The 17,604-nt window shown below is 46.2% G+C and carries 11 protein-coding genes, 2 tRNA genes, 3 rRNA genes and 1 pseudogene; 13 read left to right on the plus strand and 4 right to left on the minus strand.

The window, feature by feature from the left end:
- Positions 1-51: 51 nt before the first annotated feature.
- Positions 52-1,260 (minus strand): anhydro-N-acetylmuramic acid kinase, encoded by a 1,209-nt coding sequence (locus tag DYD54_RS00080; protein ID WP_256594016.1) that lies wholly within the window; start codon positions 1,258-1,260, stop codon positions 52-54.
- Positions 1,261-1,492: 232 nt separating this feature from the next.
- On the opposite strand from DYD54_RS00080, the gene DYD54_RS00085 reads away from it, so the two are divergent.
- The 8 genes and pseudogenes from DYD54_RS00085 to DYD54_RS00120 all read left to right on the plus strand — a co-directional run bounded on the left by DYD54_RS00085 (position 1,493) and on the right by DYD54_RS00120 (position 9,539).
- Positions 1,493-1,909 (plus strand): ACP-like domain-containing protein, encoded by a 417-nt coding sequence (locus tag DYD54_RS00085; protein WP_063513250.1) that lies wholly within the window; start codon positions 1,493-1,495, stop codon positions 1,907-1,909.
- Between the two features lie 565 nt (positions 1,910-2,474).
- Positions 2,475-4,004: ribosomal RNA gene (locus DYD54_RS00090) — 16S ribosomal RNA — on the plus strand.
- A gap of 61 nt (positions 4,005-4,065) precedes the next feature.
- Positions 4,066-4,142 (plus strand) — tRNA-Ile (locus DYD54_RS00095).
- 9 nt (positions 4,143-4,151) lie between these two features.
- Positions 4,152-4,227 (plus strand) — tRNA-Ala (locus DYD54_RS00100).
- Positions 4,228-4,460: 233 nt separating this feature from the next.
- Positions 4,461-7,318: ribosomal RNA gene (locus DYD54_RS00105) — 23S ribosomal RNA — on the plus strand.
- Between the two features lie 162 nt (positions 7,319-7,480).
- Positions 7,481-7,594, plus strand: a 5S ribosomal RNA gene (gene rrf / locus DYD54_RS00110).
- Together the 16S, 23S and 5S rRNA genes with 2 tRNA genes alongside form the textbook arrangement of a ribosomal RNA operon.
- Before the next feature lie 190 nt (positions 7,595-7,784).
- A pseudogene (locus DYD54_RS00115) lies at positions 7,785-8,435 on the plus strand (IS1595 family transposase).
- 54 nt (positions 8,436-8,489) lie between these two features.
- Complete coding sequence (locus DYD54_RS00120) at positions 8,490-9,539, plus strand: YrzE family protein (protein ID WP_063513253.1); 1,050 nt, start codon at positions 8,490-8,492, stop codon at positions 9,537-9,539.
- A gap of 73 nt (positions 9,540-9,612) precedes the next feature.
- Here DYD54_RS00120 and erpA read toward each other — a convergent pair whose 3' ends face one another.
- Positions 9,613-9,945, minus strand: a complete 333-nt coding sequence (erpA, locus tag DYD54_RS00125; RefSeq protein WP_046695826.1) for an iron-sulfur cluster insertion protein ErpA — start codon at positions 9,943-9,945, stop codon at positions 9,613-9,615.
- A 118-nt stretch (positions 9,946-10,063) separates the two neighbouring features.
- Between erpA and DYD54_RS00130 the strand changes: the two genes are divergently transcribed.
- Genes DYD54_RS00130 through DYD54_RS00145 form a run of 4 tightly spaced genes read left to right on the plus strand, consistent with a single transcriptional unit; the run spans position 10,064 to position 14,690 of the window.
- Positions 10,064-11,983 (plus strand): ABC-F family ATP-binding cassette domain-containing protein, encoded by a 1,920-nt coding sequence (locus DYD54_RS00130; protein WP_063513254.1) that lies wholly within the window; start codon positions 10,064-10,066, stop codon positions 11,981-11,983.
- Positions 11,983-12,594 (plus strand): J domain-containing protein, encoded by a 612-nt coding sequence (locus tag DYD54_RS00135; RefSeq protein ID WP_063513255.1) that lies wholly within the window; start codon positions 11,983-11,985, stop codon positions 12,592-12,594. The genes DYD54_RS00130 and DYD54_RS00135 overlap by 1 nt, the downstream gene beginning before the upstream one ends.
- A gap of 15 nt (positions 12,595-12,609) precedes the next feature.
- The gene (locus DYD54_RS00140) at positions 12,610-13,578 is read left to right on the plus strand and encodes a YheT family hydrolase (RefSeq protein ID WP_063513256.1); all 969 of its coding nucleotides are present in this window, start codon (positions 12,610-12,612) and stop codon (positions 13,576-13,578) included.
- Positions 13,578-14,690, plus strand: a complete 1,113-nt coding sequence (locus tag DYD54_RS00145) for a metallophosphoesterase (protein ID WP_063513257.1) — start codon at positions 13,578-13,580, stop codon at positions 14,688-14,690. Before DYD54_RS00140 ends, DYD54_RS00145 begins: the two co-directional genes overlap by 1 nt.
- Before the next feature lie 51 nt (positions 14,691-14,741).
- Here the strand turns inward: DYD54_RS00145 and dapB are convergent, their stop codons facing one another.
- Positions 14,742-15,542 carry a 4-hydroxy-tetrahydrodipicolinate reductase gene (gene dapB, locus DYD54_RS00150; RefSeq protein WP_063513258.1) on the minus strand — a complete coding sequence of 267 codons (801 nt, stop codon included), beginning with the start codon at positions 15,540-15,542 and terminating at the stop codon, positions 14,742-14,744.
- A gap of 119 nt (positions 15,543-15,661) precedes the next feature.
- Positions 15,662-16,831 carry a molecular chaperone DnaJ gene (gene dnaJ, locus DYD54_RS00155; RefSeq protein WP_063513259.1) on the minus strand — a complete coding sequence of 390 codons (1,170 nt, stop codon included), beginning with the start codon at positions 16,829-16,831 and terminating at the stop codon, positions 15,662-15,664.
- A gap of 149 nt (positions 16,832-16,980) precedes the next feature.
- Here dnaJ and DYD54_RS00160 point away from each other — a divergent pair, with 149 nt between their 5' ends.
- Complete coding sequence (locus DYD54_RS00160) at positions 16,981-17,562, plus strand: DUF2939 domain-containing protein (RefSeq protein WP_063513260.1); 582 nt, start codon at positions 16,981-16,983, stop codon at positions 17,560-17,562.
- Positions 17,563-17,604: the final 42 nt, after the last annotated feature.

Below are 17,604 nucleotides of genomic sequence, written 5' to 3' on the forward strand. Positions count from 1 at the left end.
ATTTCAATAAAAAAACCGCATTGATTTGCGGTTTTTTGTGGGCGGATTTATTTAAGGAAAGCACACCTGCCCTAGTACGACGGATCTATCCGCCCCTGTAACGCTTGGTAAGTTACCTACTTGTGATAGCATGGTCTGACGAGCAAGCCAAGCAAAAGCCAAGCTCTCTACTAATGTCGGCGGGAAACCAAGTGCGTCAGTTGATTGAACTTGCCAAGCAGGCAGATGATGTGACAGACGCGTCATGAGGTAGTCATTTAACGCGCCGCCACCGCAGACGAATAATTCACCGTCATCGGCTGAGACTTGAGTTAATGCATCAGCGACGCTTACAGCAGTCAGATCGATCAGAGTCGCCTGCACATCTTGTGGTGTGTAGTCACTGCCATGCTGTGCATCGAACTTAGCTAATTCTGCATCCAGCCATTCTAAGTTAAACTCTTCACGCCCCGTGCTTTTTGGGTAAGGTTTTTTGAAGAAAGGGTGGCTTAACAGCTGCTCTAATAAAGATGTGATGATTTTCCCAGACTTAGCCCAATCGCCATCTTTGTCAAAATCAGCACCGGTGTGGCGTTTAGTCCAGCCATCTAGCAGAAGATTAGCACAGCCTGTGTCAAAACCAATGACCTCGCGTTCGCCATCAGATAATAATGTGATGTTGGCGATACCGCCCAGATTCAGGACGGCTTTGGTGAGTTTGTCATCAAAATCATTAAAAATCGCCTCATGAAAAGCGGGGGCAAGTGGTGCACCTTGACCACCAACCGCCATGTCACGACGACGAAAATCACTGACGACAGCGATGCCGGTGCGTTCAGTCAATACGTTTGGGTCAAGCAATTGGAGGCTAAAATGCCATTTTGGGCGATGACGCACCGTTTGTCCATGACAACCAATCGCACAGACGCTCTCGGTCTCTACTTTTGCCTTATGAAGCAGCTCCAGCACCACAGATGCCGCCAACTCACCATAAAACACACTCGCCCAGCCAAATACATCAAGCTCGCCTTCAAAAGCAAGACAATTTTTCTGAATGTAGTCGCTCACACCATTAGGTACAGTAAGAGCCAGTAGGGCGGCTTTTAGGTCGTCAGGAAAACGAACGCTATGGCTTTCAATGACCACAGGACGCTCATCATCGAATCGACACAAGACCGCATCCAAAGCATCTAAGCTTGTGCCGCTCATCATGCCGATGAAATAAGGCTGATTGTCTATGTTTGCCCAGTCTAAGGATTTGTGTTGTAAAAACTCGTTCATCATGATTTGCCATCGCAAAAAGTCAAAGCATAGCAAATTTTCCAAGAAATTGTAATCATCGTCGTAAAATGTAATGATTTTTTGCAAAAAAGGGATTTTTGGGGTCCAATATTGCTTGGCAGCAATAAATTTTAACCATATTGTGCTACAAACCCTCGCTTTTTAGACCTATAATTTCATCATGGAGCAGTAAGGCTCCATATTCTGTGTATTGTCACTATAAGGAACAATAATGAAAGCTCTAAAAACAATCGCCCCAGTTCTTGCCCTTGGTTTGGCTTTTGCAGGTACTGCACACGCACAAACGATGGACGCTCGTCAAGCCGATGCGACAGCAACCAAAGTTCGCCAAGTAACTTACCAATGCAACGCAGGTGGCAGAGTTACGGTTAATTTCGGCTTTAATAAGCACAATCTGCCAACTTTCGCCGAAGCTCGTTTGGGCGGTAAGACTCGATTCTTGCCAATCAATTTAGCAGAGTCAGACAGCATGGACACCAACTTTGGCGATGAGAACAGCTGGAACATCAGCACCGATGCTTTGACATTGAGCAACTACCACAAGTCTAGCTTGATGGTACAAGACTCAGACGCAAACATCGCTTATAAAAATTGCCGAGTCGTCAGCACTAAGAGAATCAAAGGCTGACAGTCAAAAGCTGATGTTGATTCTACAAAAAACAGCCCACACCTGGGCTGTTCCCCCCTAAAAAACCCCATAAAAACCAACCACTTACAAACTTTCTACCACATTCTTAAAAAAATCTCTTTACAAACCCCAAAAACAGCGTATAATACCCACCACTCAAGCACAGCAAGTCATAAAAAACTTGTTTAAATTCAATAAGTTAAAAAATTTGAGACGAAAATTAACAAATCTCAAAAAAACTTTAAAAATTTTGAAAAAAAAGCTTGACACCAAGTAAAAACAGCGTATAATACGCACTCATTCGCTGGACGACAGACGAATACACTATTTAAAATCCAAACTAAAGAACAACTTGTGTGGATTTTTGTCAATACAAGATAATTCAATAAATAATATATAAATATTCATTTATTAGTTATTAAGACAAAAATACTCAAAGTTAATTCATTTACACGATGAGCTGATACTTTAATTAGTATCAAATTTTGCTAGTAATATAATAAATGAGCCAAGTCCTAACTTATCTTAGTTTACTAAGATACTTAATAGGCATCTTAAAAAGATTAAACTGAAGAGTTTGATCATGGCTCAGATTGAACGCTGGCGGCAGGCTTAACACATGCAAGTCGAACGATGAGTATCCAGCTTGCTGGATATGATTAGTGGCGAACGGGTGAGTAATGCTTAGGAATCTGCCTAGTAGTGGGGGATAACCATCCGAAAGGATGGCTAATACCGCATACGACCTACGGGTGAAAGGGGGCGTAAGCTCTCGCTATTAGATGAGCCTAAGTCGGATTAGCTGGTTGGTGGGGTAAAGGCCTACCAAGGCGACGATCTGTAGCTGGTCTGAGAGGATGATCAGCCACACTGGGACTGAGACACGGCCCAGACTCCTACGGGAGGCAGCAGTGGGGAATATTGGACAATGGGCGAAAGCCTGATCCAGCCATGCCGCGTGTGTGAAGAAGGCCTTTTGGTTGTAAAGCACTTTAAGTGGGGAGGAAAAGCTTGTGGTTAATACCCACAAGCCCTGACGTTACCCACAGAATAAGCACCGGCTAACTCTGTGCCAGCAGCCGCGGTAATACAGAGGGTGCGAGCGTTAATCGGAATTACTGGGCGTAAAGCGCGCGTAGGTGGTTGTTTAAGTCAGATGTGAAATCCCTGGGCTTAACCTAGGAACTGCATCTGATACTGGACAACTAGAGTAGGTGAGAGGGAAGTAGAATTCCAGGTGTAGCGGTGAAATGCGTAGAGATCTGGAGGAATACCGATGGCGAAGGCAGCTTCCTGGCATCATACTGACACTGAGGTGCGAAAGCGTGGGTAGCAAACAGGATTAGATACCCTGGTAGTCCACGCCGTAAACGATGTCTACCAGTCGTTGGGTCTTTTAAAGACTTAGTGACGCAGTTAACGCAATAAGTAGACCGCCTGGGGAGTACGGCCGCAAGGTTAAAACTCAAATGAATTGACGGGGGCCCGCACAAGCGGTGGAGCATGTGGTTTAATTCGATGCAACGCGAAGAACCTTACCTGGTCTTGACATATCTAGAATCCTGCAGAGATGCGGGAGTGCCTTCGGGAATTAGAATACAGGTGCTGCATGGCTGTCGTCAGCTCGTGTCGTGAGATGTTGGGTTAAGTCCCGCAACGAGCGCAACCCTTTTCCTTAGTTACCAGCGACTCGGTCGGGAACTCTAAGGATACTGCCAGTGACAAACTGGAGGAAGGCGGGGACGACGTCAAGTCATCATGGCCCTTACGACCAGGGCTACACACGTGCTACAATGGTTGGTACAAAGGGTTGCTACACAGCGATGTGATGCCAATCTCAAAAAGCCAATCGTAGTCCGGATTAGAGTCTGCAACTCGACTCTATGAAGTCGGAATCGCTAGTAATCGCAGATCAGAATGCTGCGGTGAATACGTTCCCGGGCCTTGTACACACCGCCCGTCACACCATGGGAGTTGATCTCACCAGAAGTGGGTAGCCTAACGCAAGAGGGCGCTCACCACGGTGGGGTCGATGACTGGGGTGAAGTCGTAACAAGGTAGCCGTAGGGGAACCTGCGGCTGGATCACCTCCTTAACGATATTATCTGATTGGCAAGAATTCACAACAAGTTGTTCTTTAGTAAGATGTTTAAAACGGGTCTATAGCTCAGTTGGTTAGAGCACCGTGTTGATAACGCGGGGGTCATAAGTTCAAGTCTTATTAGACCCACCATTAACAAATGGGGTTATAGCTCAGTTGGTAGAGCGCCTGCCTTGCACGCAGGAGGTCAGGAGTTCGACTCTCCTTAACTCCACCATTATTAAACATCAAAAGCATACATAAGCAATTTAAATAAGATTTCTTATTTATGCTTTAACTTTATAAACTGACGAAGTTTATATCACTATTTAACAACGTATATATGAGTCTGGGTTAATTATTTATTTCCAACAAAATAATTAACCAAAGTAAAGAGAACTGAATCAAGCGTAAACATAGGTAAATCGTTACACATTACCCTTATGACACCAAGACTACTTGGGGTTGTATGGTCAAGTAATGAAGTGCACATGGTGGATGCCTTGGCAGTCAGAGGCGATGAAAGACGTGATAGCCTGCGATAAGCGTCGGTGAGGTGGCAATATCCTGTGACCCGGCGATTTCTGAATGGGGAAACCCAGCCAACATAAGTTGGCTATCCTAACCTTTGGTTAGGAGGCAAACCGGGAGAAGTGAAACATCTCAGTACCCCGAGGAAAAGACATCAATAGAGATTCCCCAAGTAGCGGCGAGCGAACGGGGAGTAGCCGATCAAACTTGTAGTAGCAAAATGGCGTGGGAAAGCCAACCATAGTAGGTGATAGTCCTGTATGCGAAACTGCAAATGCGACACATTAAGTAGGGCGAGACACGTGAAATCTTGTCTGAAGATGGGGGGACCATCCTCCAAGGCTAAATACTCCTGACTGACCGATAGTGAACCAGTACCGTGAGGGAAAGGCGAAAAGAACCCCTGTTAGGGGAGTGAAATAGAACCTGAAACCGTGTGCATACAAGCAGTCGGAGCCCACTTGTTGGGTGACGGCGTACCTTTTGTATAATGGGTCAGCGACTTATATTCTGTAGCAAGGTTAACCGTTTAGGGGAGCCGTAGGGAAACCGAGTCTTAATAGGGCGTCTTAGTTGCAGGGTATAGACCCGAAACCGAGTGATCTATCCATGAGCAGGTTGAAAGTGCCGTAACAGGCACCGGAGGACCGAACCCACTGTCGTTGAAAAGCCAGGGGATGACTTGTGGATAGGGGTGAAAGGCTAATCAAACTCGGTGATAGCTGGTTCTCCCCGAAAGCTATTTAGGTAGCGCCTCGGACGAATACCATTGGGGGTAGAGCACTGTTTCGGCTAGGGGGTCATCCCGACTTACCAAACCGATGCAAACTCCGAATACCGATGAGTACTATCCGGGAGACAGACGGCGGGTGCTAACGTCCGTCGTCAAGAGGGAAACAACCCAGACCGCCAGCTAAGGCCCCAAATTCCTAGTTAAGTGGGAAACGATGTGGGAAGGCACAGACAGCTAGGATGTTGGCTTAGAAGCAGCCATCATTTAAAGAAAGCGTAATAGCTCACTAGTCGAGTCGACCTGCGCGGAAGATGTAACGGGGCTCAAACTAGGAGCCGAAGCTGCGGATTTAATTGTTTCAATTAAGTGGTAGGGGAGCGTTGTGTAAGCCTGTGAAGGTGTATCGTAAGGTATGCTGGAGGTATCACAAGAGCGAATGCTGACGTGAGTAACGACAAAACGGGTGAAAAGCCCGTTCGCCGAAAGACCAAGGGTTCCAGTCCAACGTTAATCGGGGCTGGGTGAGTCGACCCCTAAGGCGAGGCCGAAAGGCGTAGTCGATGGGAAATTGGTTAATATTCCAATACTTGTTTATGATGCGATGGAGGGACGGAGAAGGTTATGTCAGCCTGGCGTTGGTTGTCCAGGTGAAAGGATGTAGGTAGGCTTGGTAGGCAAATCCGCCAAGCTATTACTGAGATCTGATAGCAAGCCAGCTTGCTGGCGAAGTGGCAAATACCCTGCTTCCAGGAAAAGCTTCTAAGCGATAGTCATAAACAAATCGTACCCGAAACCGACACAGGTGGTCAGGTAGAGAATACTAAGGCGCTTGAGAGAACTCTGCTGAAGGAACTAGGCAAAATGGTACCGTAACTTCGGGAGAAGGTACGCTGCCGACGGTAATTAAACTTGCTTTATGAGCTGTTGGCAGTCGCAGATACCAGGCTGCTGCAACTGTTTATTAAAAACACAGCACTCTGCAAACACGAAAGTGGACGTATAGGGTGTGATGCCTGCCCGGTGCTGGAAGGTTAATTGATGGGGTTAGCGTATGCGAAGCTCTTGATCGAAGCCCCAGTAAACGGCGGCCGTAACTATAACGGTCCTAAGGTAGCGAAATTCCTTGTCGGGTAAGTTCCGACCTGCACGAATGGCATAATGATGGCAGCGCTGTCTCCAGCAGAGACTCAGTGAAATCGAAATCGCAGTGAAGATGCTGTGTACCCGCGGCTAGACGGAAAGACCCCGTGAACCTTTACTACAGCTTTACATTGAACTTTGACCTAACTTGTGTAGGATAGGTGGGAGGCTTTGAAGTGTGAACGCCAGTTTGCATGGAGCCATCCTTGAAATACCACCCTGGTTATGTTGGGGTTCTAACTTAGATACAACAATATCAAGGACAATGTATGGTGGGTAGTTTGACTGGGGCGGTCTCCTCCTAAAGAGTAACGGAGGAGTACGAAGGTGCGCTCAGAACGGTCGGAAATCGTTCAAAGAGTATAAAGGCAAAAGCGCGCTTAACTGCGAGACCCACAAGTCGAGCAGGTACGAAAGTAGGTCTTAGTGATCCGGTGGTTCTGTATGGAAGGGCCATCGCTCAACGGATAAAAGGTACTCTGGGGATAACAGGCTGATACCGCCCAAGAGTTCATATCGACGGCGGTGTTTGGCACCTCGATGTCGGCTCATCTCATCCTGGGGCTGAAGCAGGTCCCAAGGGTATGGCTGTTCGCCATTTAAAGAGGTACGCGAGCTGGGTTTAGAACGTCGTGAGACAGTTCGGTCCCTATCTACCGTGGGCGTTGGAAATTTGAGAGGATCTGCTCCTAGTACGAGAGGACCAGAGTGGACGAACCTCTGGTGTTCCGGTTGTTTCGCCAGAAGCATTGCCGGGTAGCTATGTTCGGATGGGATAACCGCTGAAAGCATCTAAGCGGGAAGCCCACCTCAAGATAAGATTTCCCCAAAGAGCCGTTGTAGACGACGACGTTGATAGGTTGGGTGTGGAAGCATGGTGACATGTGTAGCTAACCAATACTAATTGCTCGTTTGGCTTGACCATACAACACCCAAGTGGTTTAGTATGAGATAAGTGTAAAGATTTTACCTAACAAGCTTGAATCAATCTTGAATAACTTAACTTAAAAAGTTAAAACTTTAAAAATTAAAATTTAAAGTAAAAAATAAAACAACAGACTCATAAATAGCGTTGTTATCCTTTTACGCTGACGACAATAGCAAGATGGAACCACCTGATCCCTTCCCGAACTCAGAAGTGAAACGTCTTAGCGCCGATGGTAGTGTGGTTCGCCCATGTGAGAGTAGGTCATCGTCAGCATCTTATTTGAGCCCCCTTGCAGGAATGTGAGGGGGTTTTTAAGTTACAGTTCATTACTTTAAACTTACTAAAACCATACTGAATTTTGCTTAAAGATGGCTTATAATGTACCATTAAATACTAAGGTGGTATTGTTTTTGGGGCTGTCCTAGATAATGACTAAAAACTCCATTTAGGTTAAAATAACCCAGTGAGAAAAAGTCGTCTAAGTCAGTACAAACAAAACAAACTCATTGAGCTGTTTGTTGCAGGTGTTACTGCAAGAACGGCAGCTCAATTAGCTAATGTAAATAAAACAACAGCTGCTTACTATTTTCACCGATTACGCCTACTCATCTATCAACACAGTCAGCACCTAGAAATGCTAGATGGCGAAGTTGAAGCTGATGAGAGCTATTTTGGCGGAACACGCAAAGGTAAGTGTGGTCGTGGTGCAAGCGGTAAGACTGCGATATTTGGCTTATTAAAGCGAAATGGCAAGGTTTATACCGTTGCCGTACCTAATACAAAGTCAGCCACTTTATTGCCCATTATATGAGAAAAAGTAAAGCCTGACAGCATTGTTTACACAGATTTCTACAAAAGCTATGATGTGCTTGATGTTAGTGAATTTAATCACTTTAGAATCAATCACAGTACGCACTTTGCAGAAAAACAAAATCACATTAACGGAATAGAGAATTTTTGGAATCAGGCAAAACGCCATTTACGCAAATTTAACGGTGTTCCCAAAGAACACTTTGAGCTTTATCTTAAAGAATGCGAATGGCATTTTAATAACAGTGACCTTAAATCTCAAATTTCCATTTTAAAACAATTAGTTAAAGGCAGTTTGGGTTAGTTATCTAGGACAGCCCCTTGTTTTTTATTCATTTTATTGTATAGGATTTTAACTATGGCAATCTACACAACAAAAGCCAGACGCCCATCATGGCGTGGTATCCTTGCAGGACTTTTAATGGGTCTTGTGGTGTCTATGATCATGCTGGCATTGGCACTGGTGCTAAGCTCATTTTTATCGCTTGACTTGCGTGGTGCTGGTATTGCAGCAGGTATTTATGCAGCGGTAACAGCATTGTTGAGCGCTTTTGTGGCAGGTTTTTTTGCTGTCAAAGCATCAGCGCCAGAAGCATTATTTGGTGATGGTACGGACATTTTGCCAAAAGACGCCACATTGACTGGTATCTTGACAGCCGCCGCCATCGTGGTCATCACTTCCTTTTTTGCCATAAACAGCGTGTCAGGCATCGTAAGAACAGCAGGTAATGCGGTTGGCACGACAGCGAGCGCCATCGGTGGTGCTGTCAGTGCTGTAACCTCTACGGCAGCGACAGTAGCAGGTGCAGCAGCTACTAATTCTGATGGTGTCAATATTACTGACCGCGCCCAAGAGCTTTACCAAAAAGCGACTGGCAACATCAGTCGTCAAGACATCGAAGCGTGGGTGGCTAAAAATAACGACACCTTTGACCAAGCGCAAATCGGTGCAACAGTAAATGTGTTAGAAGGCATGCTTAACAAAACTAAAGCCGATTTGGTAGAGATGGATTTTACTAATCTAGACACTTGGAAAAACATTGACCAGTATGCTAAGCAGCGTGCTGACGAAGTTGAGGGTGTTTTGAAAGGTCAAGAGCTTGTTAATCGTCTACAAGCTGAAGGTCTAAGCCAAGCTCAGGCGGTTGAAGTGCAACAAGAAACTTTGGCTTCTTATCATGAATACCGTGCAGCCACCGAGCAAGCAGTTGCTGATGCACGAGTAAAAATGGAACAAGCACTACAAACTGCCGAAGAAACTGCTCGCAAAGCGGCTTTGTATTCAGGTCTGTTCTGGCTAATCAGCACGCTACTGACTTTCTTGGCGAGCATCGCTGGCGCACGCACTGCCGCTGCCAACTATCGCTTGTCTGCCGCACCAGTCGTACTGCGTGATGAGCACAAGTAATCAATTTTAAAATTGATCAAAAAACCTGCCAGCTGGCAGGTTTTTTTTTGAATTTAAATACAATGAAATTAAATTAAATCGAAAAAGACGAACCGCAGCCACAAGTGGTGGTGGCGTTGGGGTTATTGACCACAAAGCGAGAGCCTTCTAGCCCTTCGACATAGTCGATGGTTGACCCGTGCAGATATTGATAGCTTAAGCTGTCAACAACCAAGACTGCATCGCCATTTAGGAAGGTTGCGTCATCCTCCTCCATGTCTTCAGCAAAATCAAAGCCATAAGAAAATCCTGAGCATCCGCCGCCTGTCACATACACGCGCAGCATCAGCGCATCATTGCCTTCGGCGGCTTTTAGCTTGGATAGTTTTTTGGCGGCATTATCGGTGAGAGTCATTACATTGTTCATTGTAGTCTCTTGATTTTATTTTGTTATTACAGTCATTATACCATAATTGGTGCAAATTTTATTTATGCAAGGGGTAGGTCTGCTATAATATGCAAATCTTATTCTTGGAAGATTTGTCGTGATTGAATTTAAAGATGTGGCGGTGCGCCGAGAAGGGCGATTGCTGTTTAGTGAAGTAAATTTGCAACTTCACAAGCCACAAAAAATTGGTTTGACGGGTAATAACGGTACGGGAAAATCCACCTTGTTCGCCACCATCTTGGGTGAGCATCAGACGGATGTGGGTCAAATCGAAATGCCTAGTAATTGGCAAATTGCTCACATGGCGCAAGAAGTGCACGCCACGCAGATGCGCGCCATTGATTATGTATTATCTGGTGATGGCGAGTGGTATGAGCTTAATCAAAAGCTACAAAACCAAGCCGAGCTTTTCGAGAGTGAGATTGCGCCGATTTATGGGCGTTTTGAGGAAATTGATGGTTTTCGTACGCCAACCAAGGCGGCGCAGATCTTATCTGGGCTCGGTTTTAGTGAAGATGAGCATAAGCGTGCAGTAGCGACATTCTCTGGTGGCTGGCGAATGAGGCTTAACCTGGCTCGCACACTCATGCACAGGGCCGATGTGCTGCTGCTGGATGAGCCGACCAACCACTTAGATTTGGATGCGATCTTGTGGCTCGAAGAATGGCTGTCGAAATTCGATGGACTTATCATGCTGATCAGTCACGATCAGGAATTTTTGGATGTGGTTTGTGGGCATATTTTACACATTGAACATGGTAAGATCACACTATATGCAGGCAACTACAGTCAATTTGTCCGTACGCGCAGCGAAAGGCTAGCACAGCAGCAACAAGCCTTTGAAAAACAGCAAGCAACTCGGGCGCATTTAGAAGATTATATTCGCCGTTTTCGTGCGAAAGCAACCAAGGCAAAACAGGCTCAGAGTCGTATTAAGCAACTATCGCGTATGACTGAGCTGGCGCCTGTGATGGCGGACAGCGCATTTAGCTTCCAGTTTTATCCGCCCAGCCATATGGCAAGCCCATTGATTAGTCTTGAGAATGCATCGATTGGCTATGATAATAAAGCGCTGATTACCAAGGTTAATCTGCAGATTACCCCCGATGTTCGGCTTGGTATTCTCGGGGCGAATGGTGCGGGCAAATCAACCCTGATTAAGGCTTTGGTGGGTGGATTGCCGCTCATAGATGGTAAGCATAAAGTATCCGAAACCTTAAAGCTTGGCTATTTTAATCAGCATCAGATGGATTCATTAGATGATAATGCTACGCCGATGGTCATGTTAAGGCGTTTGGCAGGTGCGACTTCGGATGCAGATTTGCGCGCATTTTTGGGGAGTTTTGATTTTCGTGGTGATAAGATTGACACGGAATGCTGTCTGTTCTCAGGTGGTGAGCGTGCACGACTGACATTGGCGCTCATTGTGTGGCAGCGCCCTAATGTGTTGGTGTTTGATGAGCCGACGAACCATCTTGATTTACAAATACGAAATGCGCTGATGCTCGCCTTGCAGAACTTTGAGGGTGCGCTGATTTTGGTATCGCATGATCGTGGATTGATTACATCGGTGTGTGATAGCTTAATCTTGGTGGCAAATGGTCGCGCTGATGAATTTACAGGCGACATGGCAGACTATGCCGAGCATCTAAAACAAGCCCGTCTTAAAAGACAAGCGCGTAGCAACGCTGTCTCTGAGAGTAAGCCTCTCAACGATACCAAAGAGCTGTCAAAGGAAGAAAAGCGCAAGCTTGCCGCCCAATATCGCAATAAAACCGCACCGCTGCGCAAACAGATTGACAAGCTCGAAAAGCAGCTAGTAAAACACAGCGAAAATTTGGCAAATATCGAGGCGCAATTGTCAGATCAAAGTCTGTATGACGATGCGAATAAAGATAAGCTGTTGGCGTTGTTAGCTGAGCAAACCGACGCCCAAAAACAGCTGGCAGAAGTTGAAGAGTCGTTACTTATGGCGATGGATGAGCTTGAGAATCTAGAAGCGTCTTTGGAGATCTGATGTCAAGGCAGTCTGATTTGGTTGATTATTATCTGGTGCTTGGTGTCTCTAAGTCGGCAAGTCTGCCCGAGATTAAGCGTGCCTACCGTAGGCTTGCGCTCATCCATCATCCTGACAGACAGGGTGATCCTGCCCAGATTGTGCTGATTAATGAGGCTTATGCCACCTTAAAAGACACCCAAAAACGCGCCAAATATGACGTGATTCACGCCGTGCATTTTAGTGCAATGGGGCAGGTGACTGCCAAGGCCATGACACGCATCCGATCATCGCAGACCATCATGACTGGGCTTAGAAAATTTGAGTGTCATGCGCGAGCTTTGTCTAACTTTGCTCAAACACAACTACAAAAGAACGACGGCCAGCTCCTAAAAAATGCCAAAACCTTGCTGATGAAAATCAATCAGCTGTCCAAAATCGCAACCAATCAGATGCCAATCATTGCCATGGATGCCAAGATTGCCAGCCAAGGTGGCGATATTTATTTTAATTATCATGGGCAGATGGTGCGTGCAAGCTTGCCGGAGGGACTGAGCGATGGTGCAAAAATTAAGCTGATGATTAAAGGTGAGCCCGTTTGGTTTGTAATTAAGATAAGAAATAATGAATAAAAATGAGAGAGCGTCATGAAAGAGAATCAATTTTTGCCGCCGCTGTGGCTAAAAAATCCACATTTGCAGACAATTTTGCCGCGTTATCTGGTGAAATTTACGCCAAATTATCAGCGCAAGCTATTAAAGGACTCTCTTGATGAGAGTGATGTGGCTTTTGACTTTCTGCCGATGGATGATAAACGTGGCGAAGATGGTCGATTAACCACGCCGATTGTGGTTTTATTTCATGGCATGGAAGGCTCAAGCCAAAGCCACTACGCCAAAACACTTGCCAAAAATGTGCAGGCAACGGGGTTTCATTTCGTGGTGGCGCATTTTCGTTCCTGTGGCGGTGTGGCGGTCTCTGGCAGGGTGTTTTATAATGCAGGCGACACGGCCGAAGTGCATCATTATTTAACAAATCTAAACAAAGAATATCAAAAAATCTATGCCATCGGCGTGTCGTTGGGCGGTAATGCATTGGCCAAATACATGGGTGAATATGGTCACGACGCCATCTGCCAACGTGCGGTCGTGGTCTCTGCGCCGGTGGATCTGGCAAGTGCATCCATCGCCATGGAGCGATTGCTTGGCAAAAGAATTTATACCCCATATTTATTAAATCCGATCATCAAAAAAGCCTTAGAGAATCGCTTGACTGATGCAGAAATTACCGCATTAAAAGCTGCCAAACGAATGGGTGATTTTGATAATGTATTCACCGCACCAAGGCACGGATTTCATTCTAAGAATGACTACTACCGTCAAGCATCTGCATTGCCTTATCTTAGATCAATTAATAAGCCAACCTTAATTATCACCGCCAAAGATGATCCGTTTTTGGGTGTGACGGCAGAGGCGGGCGATGTGTCAGAGGATGTGAGATTGCTCGATACAGCCTATGGCGGGCACATCGGCTTTGTGGGTTATGATTATGCCACGCGCACGTTTGATTTGGATTTTGTGGCGAATCAAGCCCTAAGATTTTTTGGGGAAGGCTGATGCGTCTTGTATTTATGTTAATCACGGTTGCTTTGTTTCAACTGTGTGCCTTTACGGTGGGTCGTGGGATATTTTGGTTGATCCAGCCTTGGCTGCCTAATGCGCGAACGTGGGTGGTGATTGTCACCTTGGTGGTGAGCAATCTATTTTTGGCGATGTTATTCCTTGGGCAATTTCGCATTGCGCTGGGTTATTTATCGGTGCTTTGGCTTGGTGTGCTGACCATTGTCGTGATTTGTGTGATTAATGTATTATGCCAGAAGCTAAGCCTTGCAAATGCGCAAGTTTATGATGTGGGCATTCGAGCGGCTGCGCTGTGCGGTTTTGTTGGGCTGATTGGCATGTCGCTTTATAATGCCTATACGCCGACGGTGCGCCATCTATCAATACAAATTGATAAGCCAATGGCCCATCCTGTGCGTCTGGCATTGGCGTCCGATCTGCACCTAGGAAGAATGTTCGGGGTGAATCAGCTTGAGCAGTTGGCGAATATTCTAAAGCAAGAACGTGCCGAACTACTCCTAATGCCAGGGGATATCATGGATGATGATACCCATGTGTATGAAGCGCAAAACATGCGTCCCGCCTTTGGTTCCGTGGTCTCTGCTGCCAGTAGCGGTGTGGTGGCAAGTCTTGGCAATCACGACCTGTACGATGTGTCATCTCGTCGCGCCATTGCCGAAGCAGTACGTGCCACAGGTGCGGTATTATTGGATGATCAGGTGGCTGTCATCAATGCAGGAGGTGTGCTGTTGTCCCTGATTGGTCGCTTTGATGATCATAAGACAGACAGAAAAACAACCGAGCAGCTATTGGCAGAACTACCCCAAGAAGCCCAAGAGTATCCTGTCATCCTATTGGATCATCGCCCAAGTCAGGTTGATGAGAATGTGCAACTGCCCATCGATGTACAGGTGTCGGGACACACGCATAATGGTCAGATTTTCCCTGCAAACTTCATCGTAAAAATGCTCAATCGAGTCAGCTACGGACATAAAGAAATTAACAATACGCACGTCATCGTATCGTCAGGCTATGGCTTTTGGGGGATTCCTTTTAGGCTTGGTTCGCAGTCGGAGGTTTGGGTAATTGAATTATCGGGTAAGAAGTAATTGGAATCATAAAAAAGCGTTCATCGAGAACGCTTTTTTATTTGACTTAATTTAAGCCTTTAGACCTAGCACATCCTGCATGTCGTACAGTCCAGCAGGCTGACTGCTTGCCCATACGGCAGCACGGACAGCACCAGCTGCAAAGGTCATGCGGCTCATCGCCTTATGGGTGATCTCGATGATCTCGCCATTCATGATAAATTCAACCGTATGCTCACCCACGATCTCGCCACCACGAATCGCATGTATGCCGATTTCACCTGCGGTGCGCTTAGATTCACCTTGTCTTCCGTGTACGAGCGCTGTTTTTAGGCTTTGATTGCGGGCATCGGCGACAGATTTTGCTATCATAAGGGCGGTGCCTGATGGCGCATCAATCTTGTGCTTGTGGTGATGCTCGATAATCTCAACATCCGCATCCATACCAAGCACCTTGGCGGTGGTAGCAAGAAGATTTAGGCTCAAATTCACGCCAGTGGAGAAGTTGCCCGCATAGACGATCGGGATGAATTGACTGGCTTCTTTTAGCTTGGCTTCTTGATCTTCGGATAAGCCTGTTACGCCCATCACCAGCGCAACTTTATTGATGACGCATTGCGCCAGCACTTCATCAAGCGCTTCTGGTAGACTAAAATCAATCAGCGCACCCAATTCTGCGACATCTAACGTCGATAATGCGATGCCATTTTTGTCAGTGCCGATAAATTCGCCTGCATCCACACCGATAAGGCTCGAGACACTGCGCACGAATGCGCCTTTGAGGGTGGTATGTGGATTATCCAGCGTGGCTTGTAATAGCATTCTGCCCATGCGACCTGATGCGCCCATGATACCGATGTTGATGTTGCTCATGATGATCCCTTATTGCCAATTAAAAGTTTGTGAATTCACTTTGATTATACCCAAAAATTTCACAAATGAAAATGCAAAAAGCACGGCAATGATTTACCGTGCTTTTTGGGCGTGTTTGATTAATCAAAAAGGTCTTTTACGTCGTCTTTGATTTTGTCAAAAAAGCCTTTTTTCTTGGCAGAGGCTTGATTGTCTTTACCAAGGCTGGCTTGGAATCGACGCAGTAGCTCTTTTTGTTCTTGGGTCAGGTTGGTTGGTGTCTCGACGATGATGCGACAGATCAGATCACCTTGCATTCCGCCACGAACCGTGGTCACGCCTTTGCCACGCACGCGCAGCAGTTTGCCATTTTGAGTGCCTTCAGAGACTTTGATCTTGAGGCGACCATCCAAAGTAGGTACTTCAACTTCATCGCCAATGGCAGCGGTGGCGATATCCACAGGAACATCCATGTGTAGATCGGCACCGTTACGTGTGAAGATCTCGTGCGGTTTGACATGGATCTCTACATACAGATCGCCATTTGGCATGCCTGCATCACCCGCTTCGCCTTTGCCTGATAGGCGCACGCGGTCGCCATCGTCCACACCGGCAGGGATGGAGACTTCTAGGGTTTGAGATTTTTGTTGTTTGCCTTCGCCGTGACAGTCTGGGCAAGGGTTTTTGATGGTCTTGCCAGTGCCATGACAGTCTGGGCAAGTCTGCTGCATGACAAAGAAGCCTTGCTGCATGCGAACCTGACCTTGCCCATGACAGGTGCTACAGGTTGTGATGTCAGCGTCTGACTTCGCGCCTTTGCCGTTGCAGGTGCCACAGCTGACTGATGAGCTAAATTGAATCTCTTTTTTGCAGCCTTTGACAGCCTCTTTTAGGGTTAGGCTTAGGCGATAAAGTAAGTCGGCACCCTTGCTGGCACGAGCGCGTGATGAGCGAGAGCCACCAAAGAAGTCGCCAAATCCGCCACCAGCACTGCCGCCGAATGCCTGACCAAAGATGTCACCAAAGATATCGCCAAAGTCGCCATGGAAGCCACCAGCACCGCCGAATCCGCCATTATTCATGCCTTGTTCAAAAGCATCATGCCCCATGCGATCATAGCTGGCGCGTTTTTGGGCGTCGGAGAGCACTTCATAAGCCATTGTCGCTTCTTTGAATTTCTCTTCAGCGCTTGGGTCGTCTGGATTTTTGTCAGGGTGGTACTTCATCGCCAAGCGGCGGTAGGCTTTTTTGATTTCTTTTTCGTCAGCTGACTTGTCCACACCCAAAACGGTATAAAAATCTCTGCTCATATTAATTCCACAGTGTCAAAATAGTTTTGCCTTTTATGGTGGTTTTGCCTTATTTATCAAGTTAAAAGCGCTGAAAAATCGCAAATTTTTCCAAAGCTTTCACCAATTTATGGCAAAATAATGCATTCATTGTCATTTTGGATTTGTTTATGAAAACTGCCCTAAAAATAAGCCTTTTTCTGCTCGTTATTGTCTTGATCATCGCGGGCGTGTCACCGTATTATCGACTTTATCAGCTCAATCAGGCTTATGAGAGAGGTGATTATCTGCCCATTGTGCAGGCGGTGGATTTTGATACTCTGCGCAGCAATCTAAAAACACAGCTTTATACCAAGGCGGATAACCTTGCTCAAGAAGTGCCAAAAGAGCTTGAATTTCTAGGAATTAATCAAGAAAAACTTAACAATCTAGCTAAGACTATAATCGATGGTAGTATTGACAATGTCATCACATACGATAATGCCATTCGTCTAAGCAAGGGCGAGATACAGGCAACTGATGCCAGCATTGCTGATTTGGCCGTATTGGGCGATGCGTGGCAGTCATTGGATAATAGCGAGCCAAACCAAGTGACAGATGTCGATCAGAATAATGATAAAAATCATCAGCTTGGCTACTGTGGAATCAACTGCTTTTCTGTAAAGACAAGCGTGCAAAGCAAGAATGTCGATGTTCGACTGTCTCGGCATGGGCTGACGCATTGGAAGATAGATAATGTTATCTTACCTTAATGGCAAGTATGAATGGACGGTAAATCTTGAGTAATTTACCGT

The organism is Moraxella ovis (assembly GCF_900453105.1).
Taxonomy (GTDB): Bacteria; Pseudomonadota; Gammaproteobacteria; order Pseudomonadales; family Moraxellaceae; genus Moraxella; species Moraxella ovis.

What these genes read in the sequence shown, in the direction of transcription:
- DYD54_RS00080 (WP_256594016.1), bottom strand. Translation starts at nt 1,260, where the DNA reads ATGAACGAGTTTTTACAACACAAATCCTTAGACTGGGCAAACATAGAC.
- DYD54_RS00085 (WP_063513250.1), top strand. Translation starts at nt 1,493, where the DNA reads ATGAAAGCTCTAAAAACAATCGCCCCAGTTCTTGCCCTTGGTTTGGCT.
- DYD54_RS00120 (WP_063513253.1), top strand. Translation starts at nt 8,490, where the DNA reads ATGGCAATCTACACAACAAAAGCCAGACGCCCATCATGGCGTGGTATC.
- erpA (WP_046695826.1), bottom strand. Translation starts at nt 9,945, where the DNA reads ATGAACAATGTAATGACTCTCACCGATAATGCCGCCAAAAAACTATCC.
- DYD54_RS00135 (WP_063513255.1), top strand. Translation starts at nt 11,983, where the DNA reads ATGTCAAGGCAGTCTGATTTGGTTGATTATTATCTGGTGCTTGGTGTC.
- DYD54_RS00140 (WP_063513256.1), top strand. Translation starts at nt 12,610, where the DNA reads ATGAAAGAGAATCAATTTTTGCCGCCGCTGTGGCTAAAAAATCCACAT.
- DYD54_RS00145 (WP_063513257.1), top strand. Translation starts at nt 13,578, where the DNA reads ATGCGTCTTGTATTTATGTTAATCACGGTTGCTTTGTTTCAACTGTGT.
- dapB (WP_063513258.1), bottom strand. Translation starts at nt 15,542, where the DNA reads ATGAGCAACATCAACATCGGTATCATGGGCGCATCAGGTCGCATGGGC.
- dnaJ (WP_063513259.1), bottom strand. Translation starts at nt 16,831, where the DNA reads ATGAGCAGAGATTTTTATACCGTTTTGGGTGTGGACAAGTCAGCTGAC.
- DYD54_RS00160 (WP_063513260.1), top strand. Translation starts at nt 16,981, where the DNA reads ATGAAAACTGCCCTAAAAATAAGCCTTTTTCTGCTCGTTATTGTCTTG.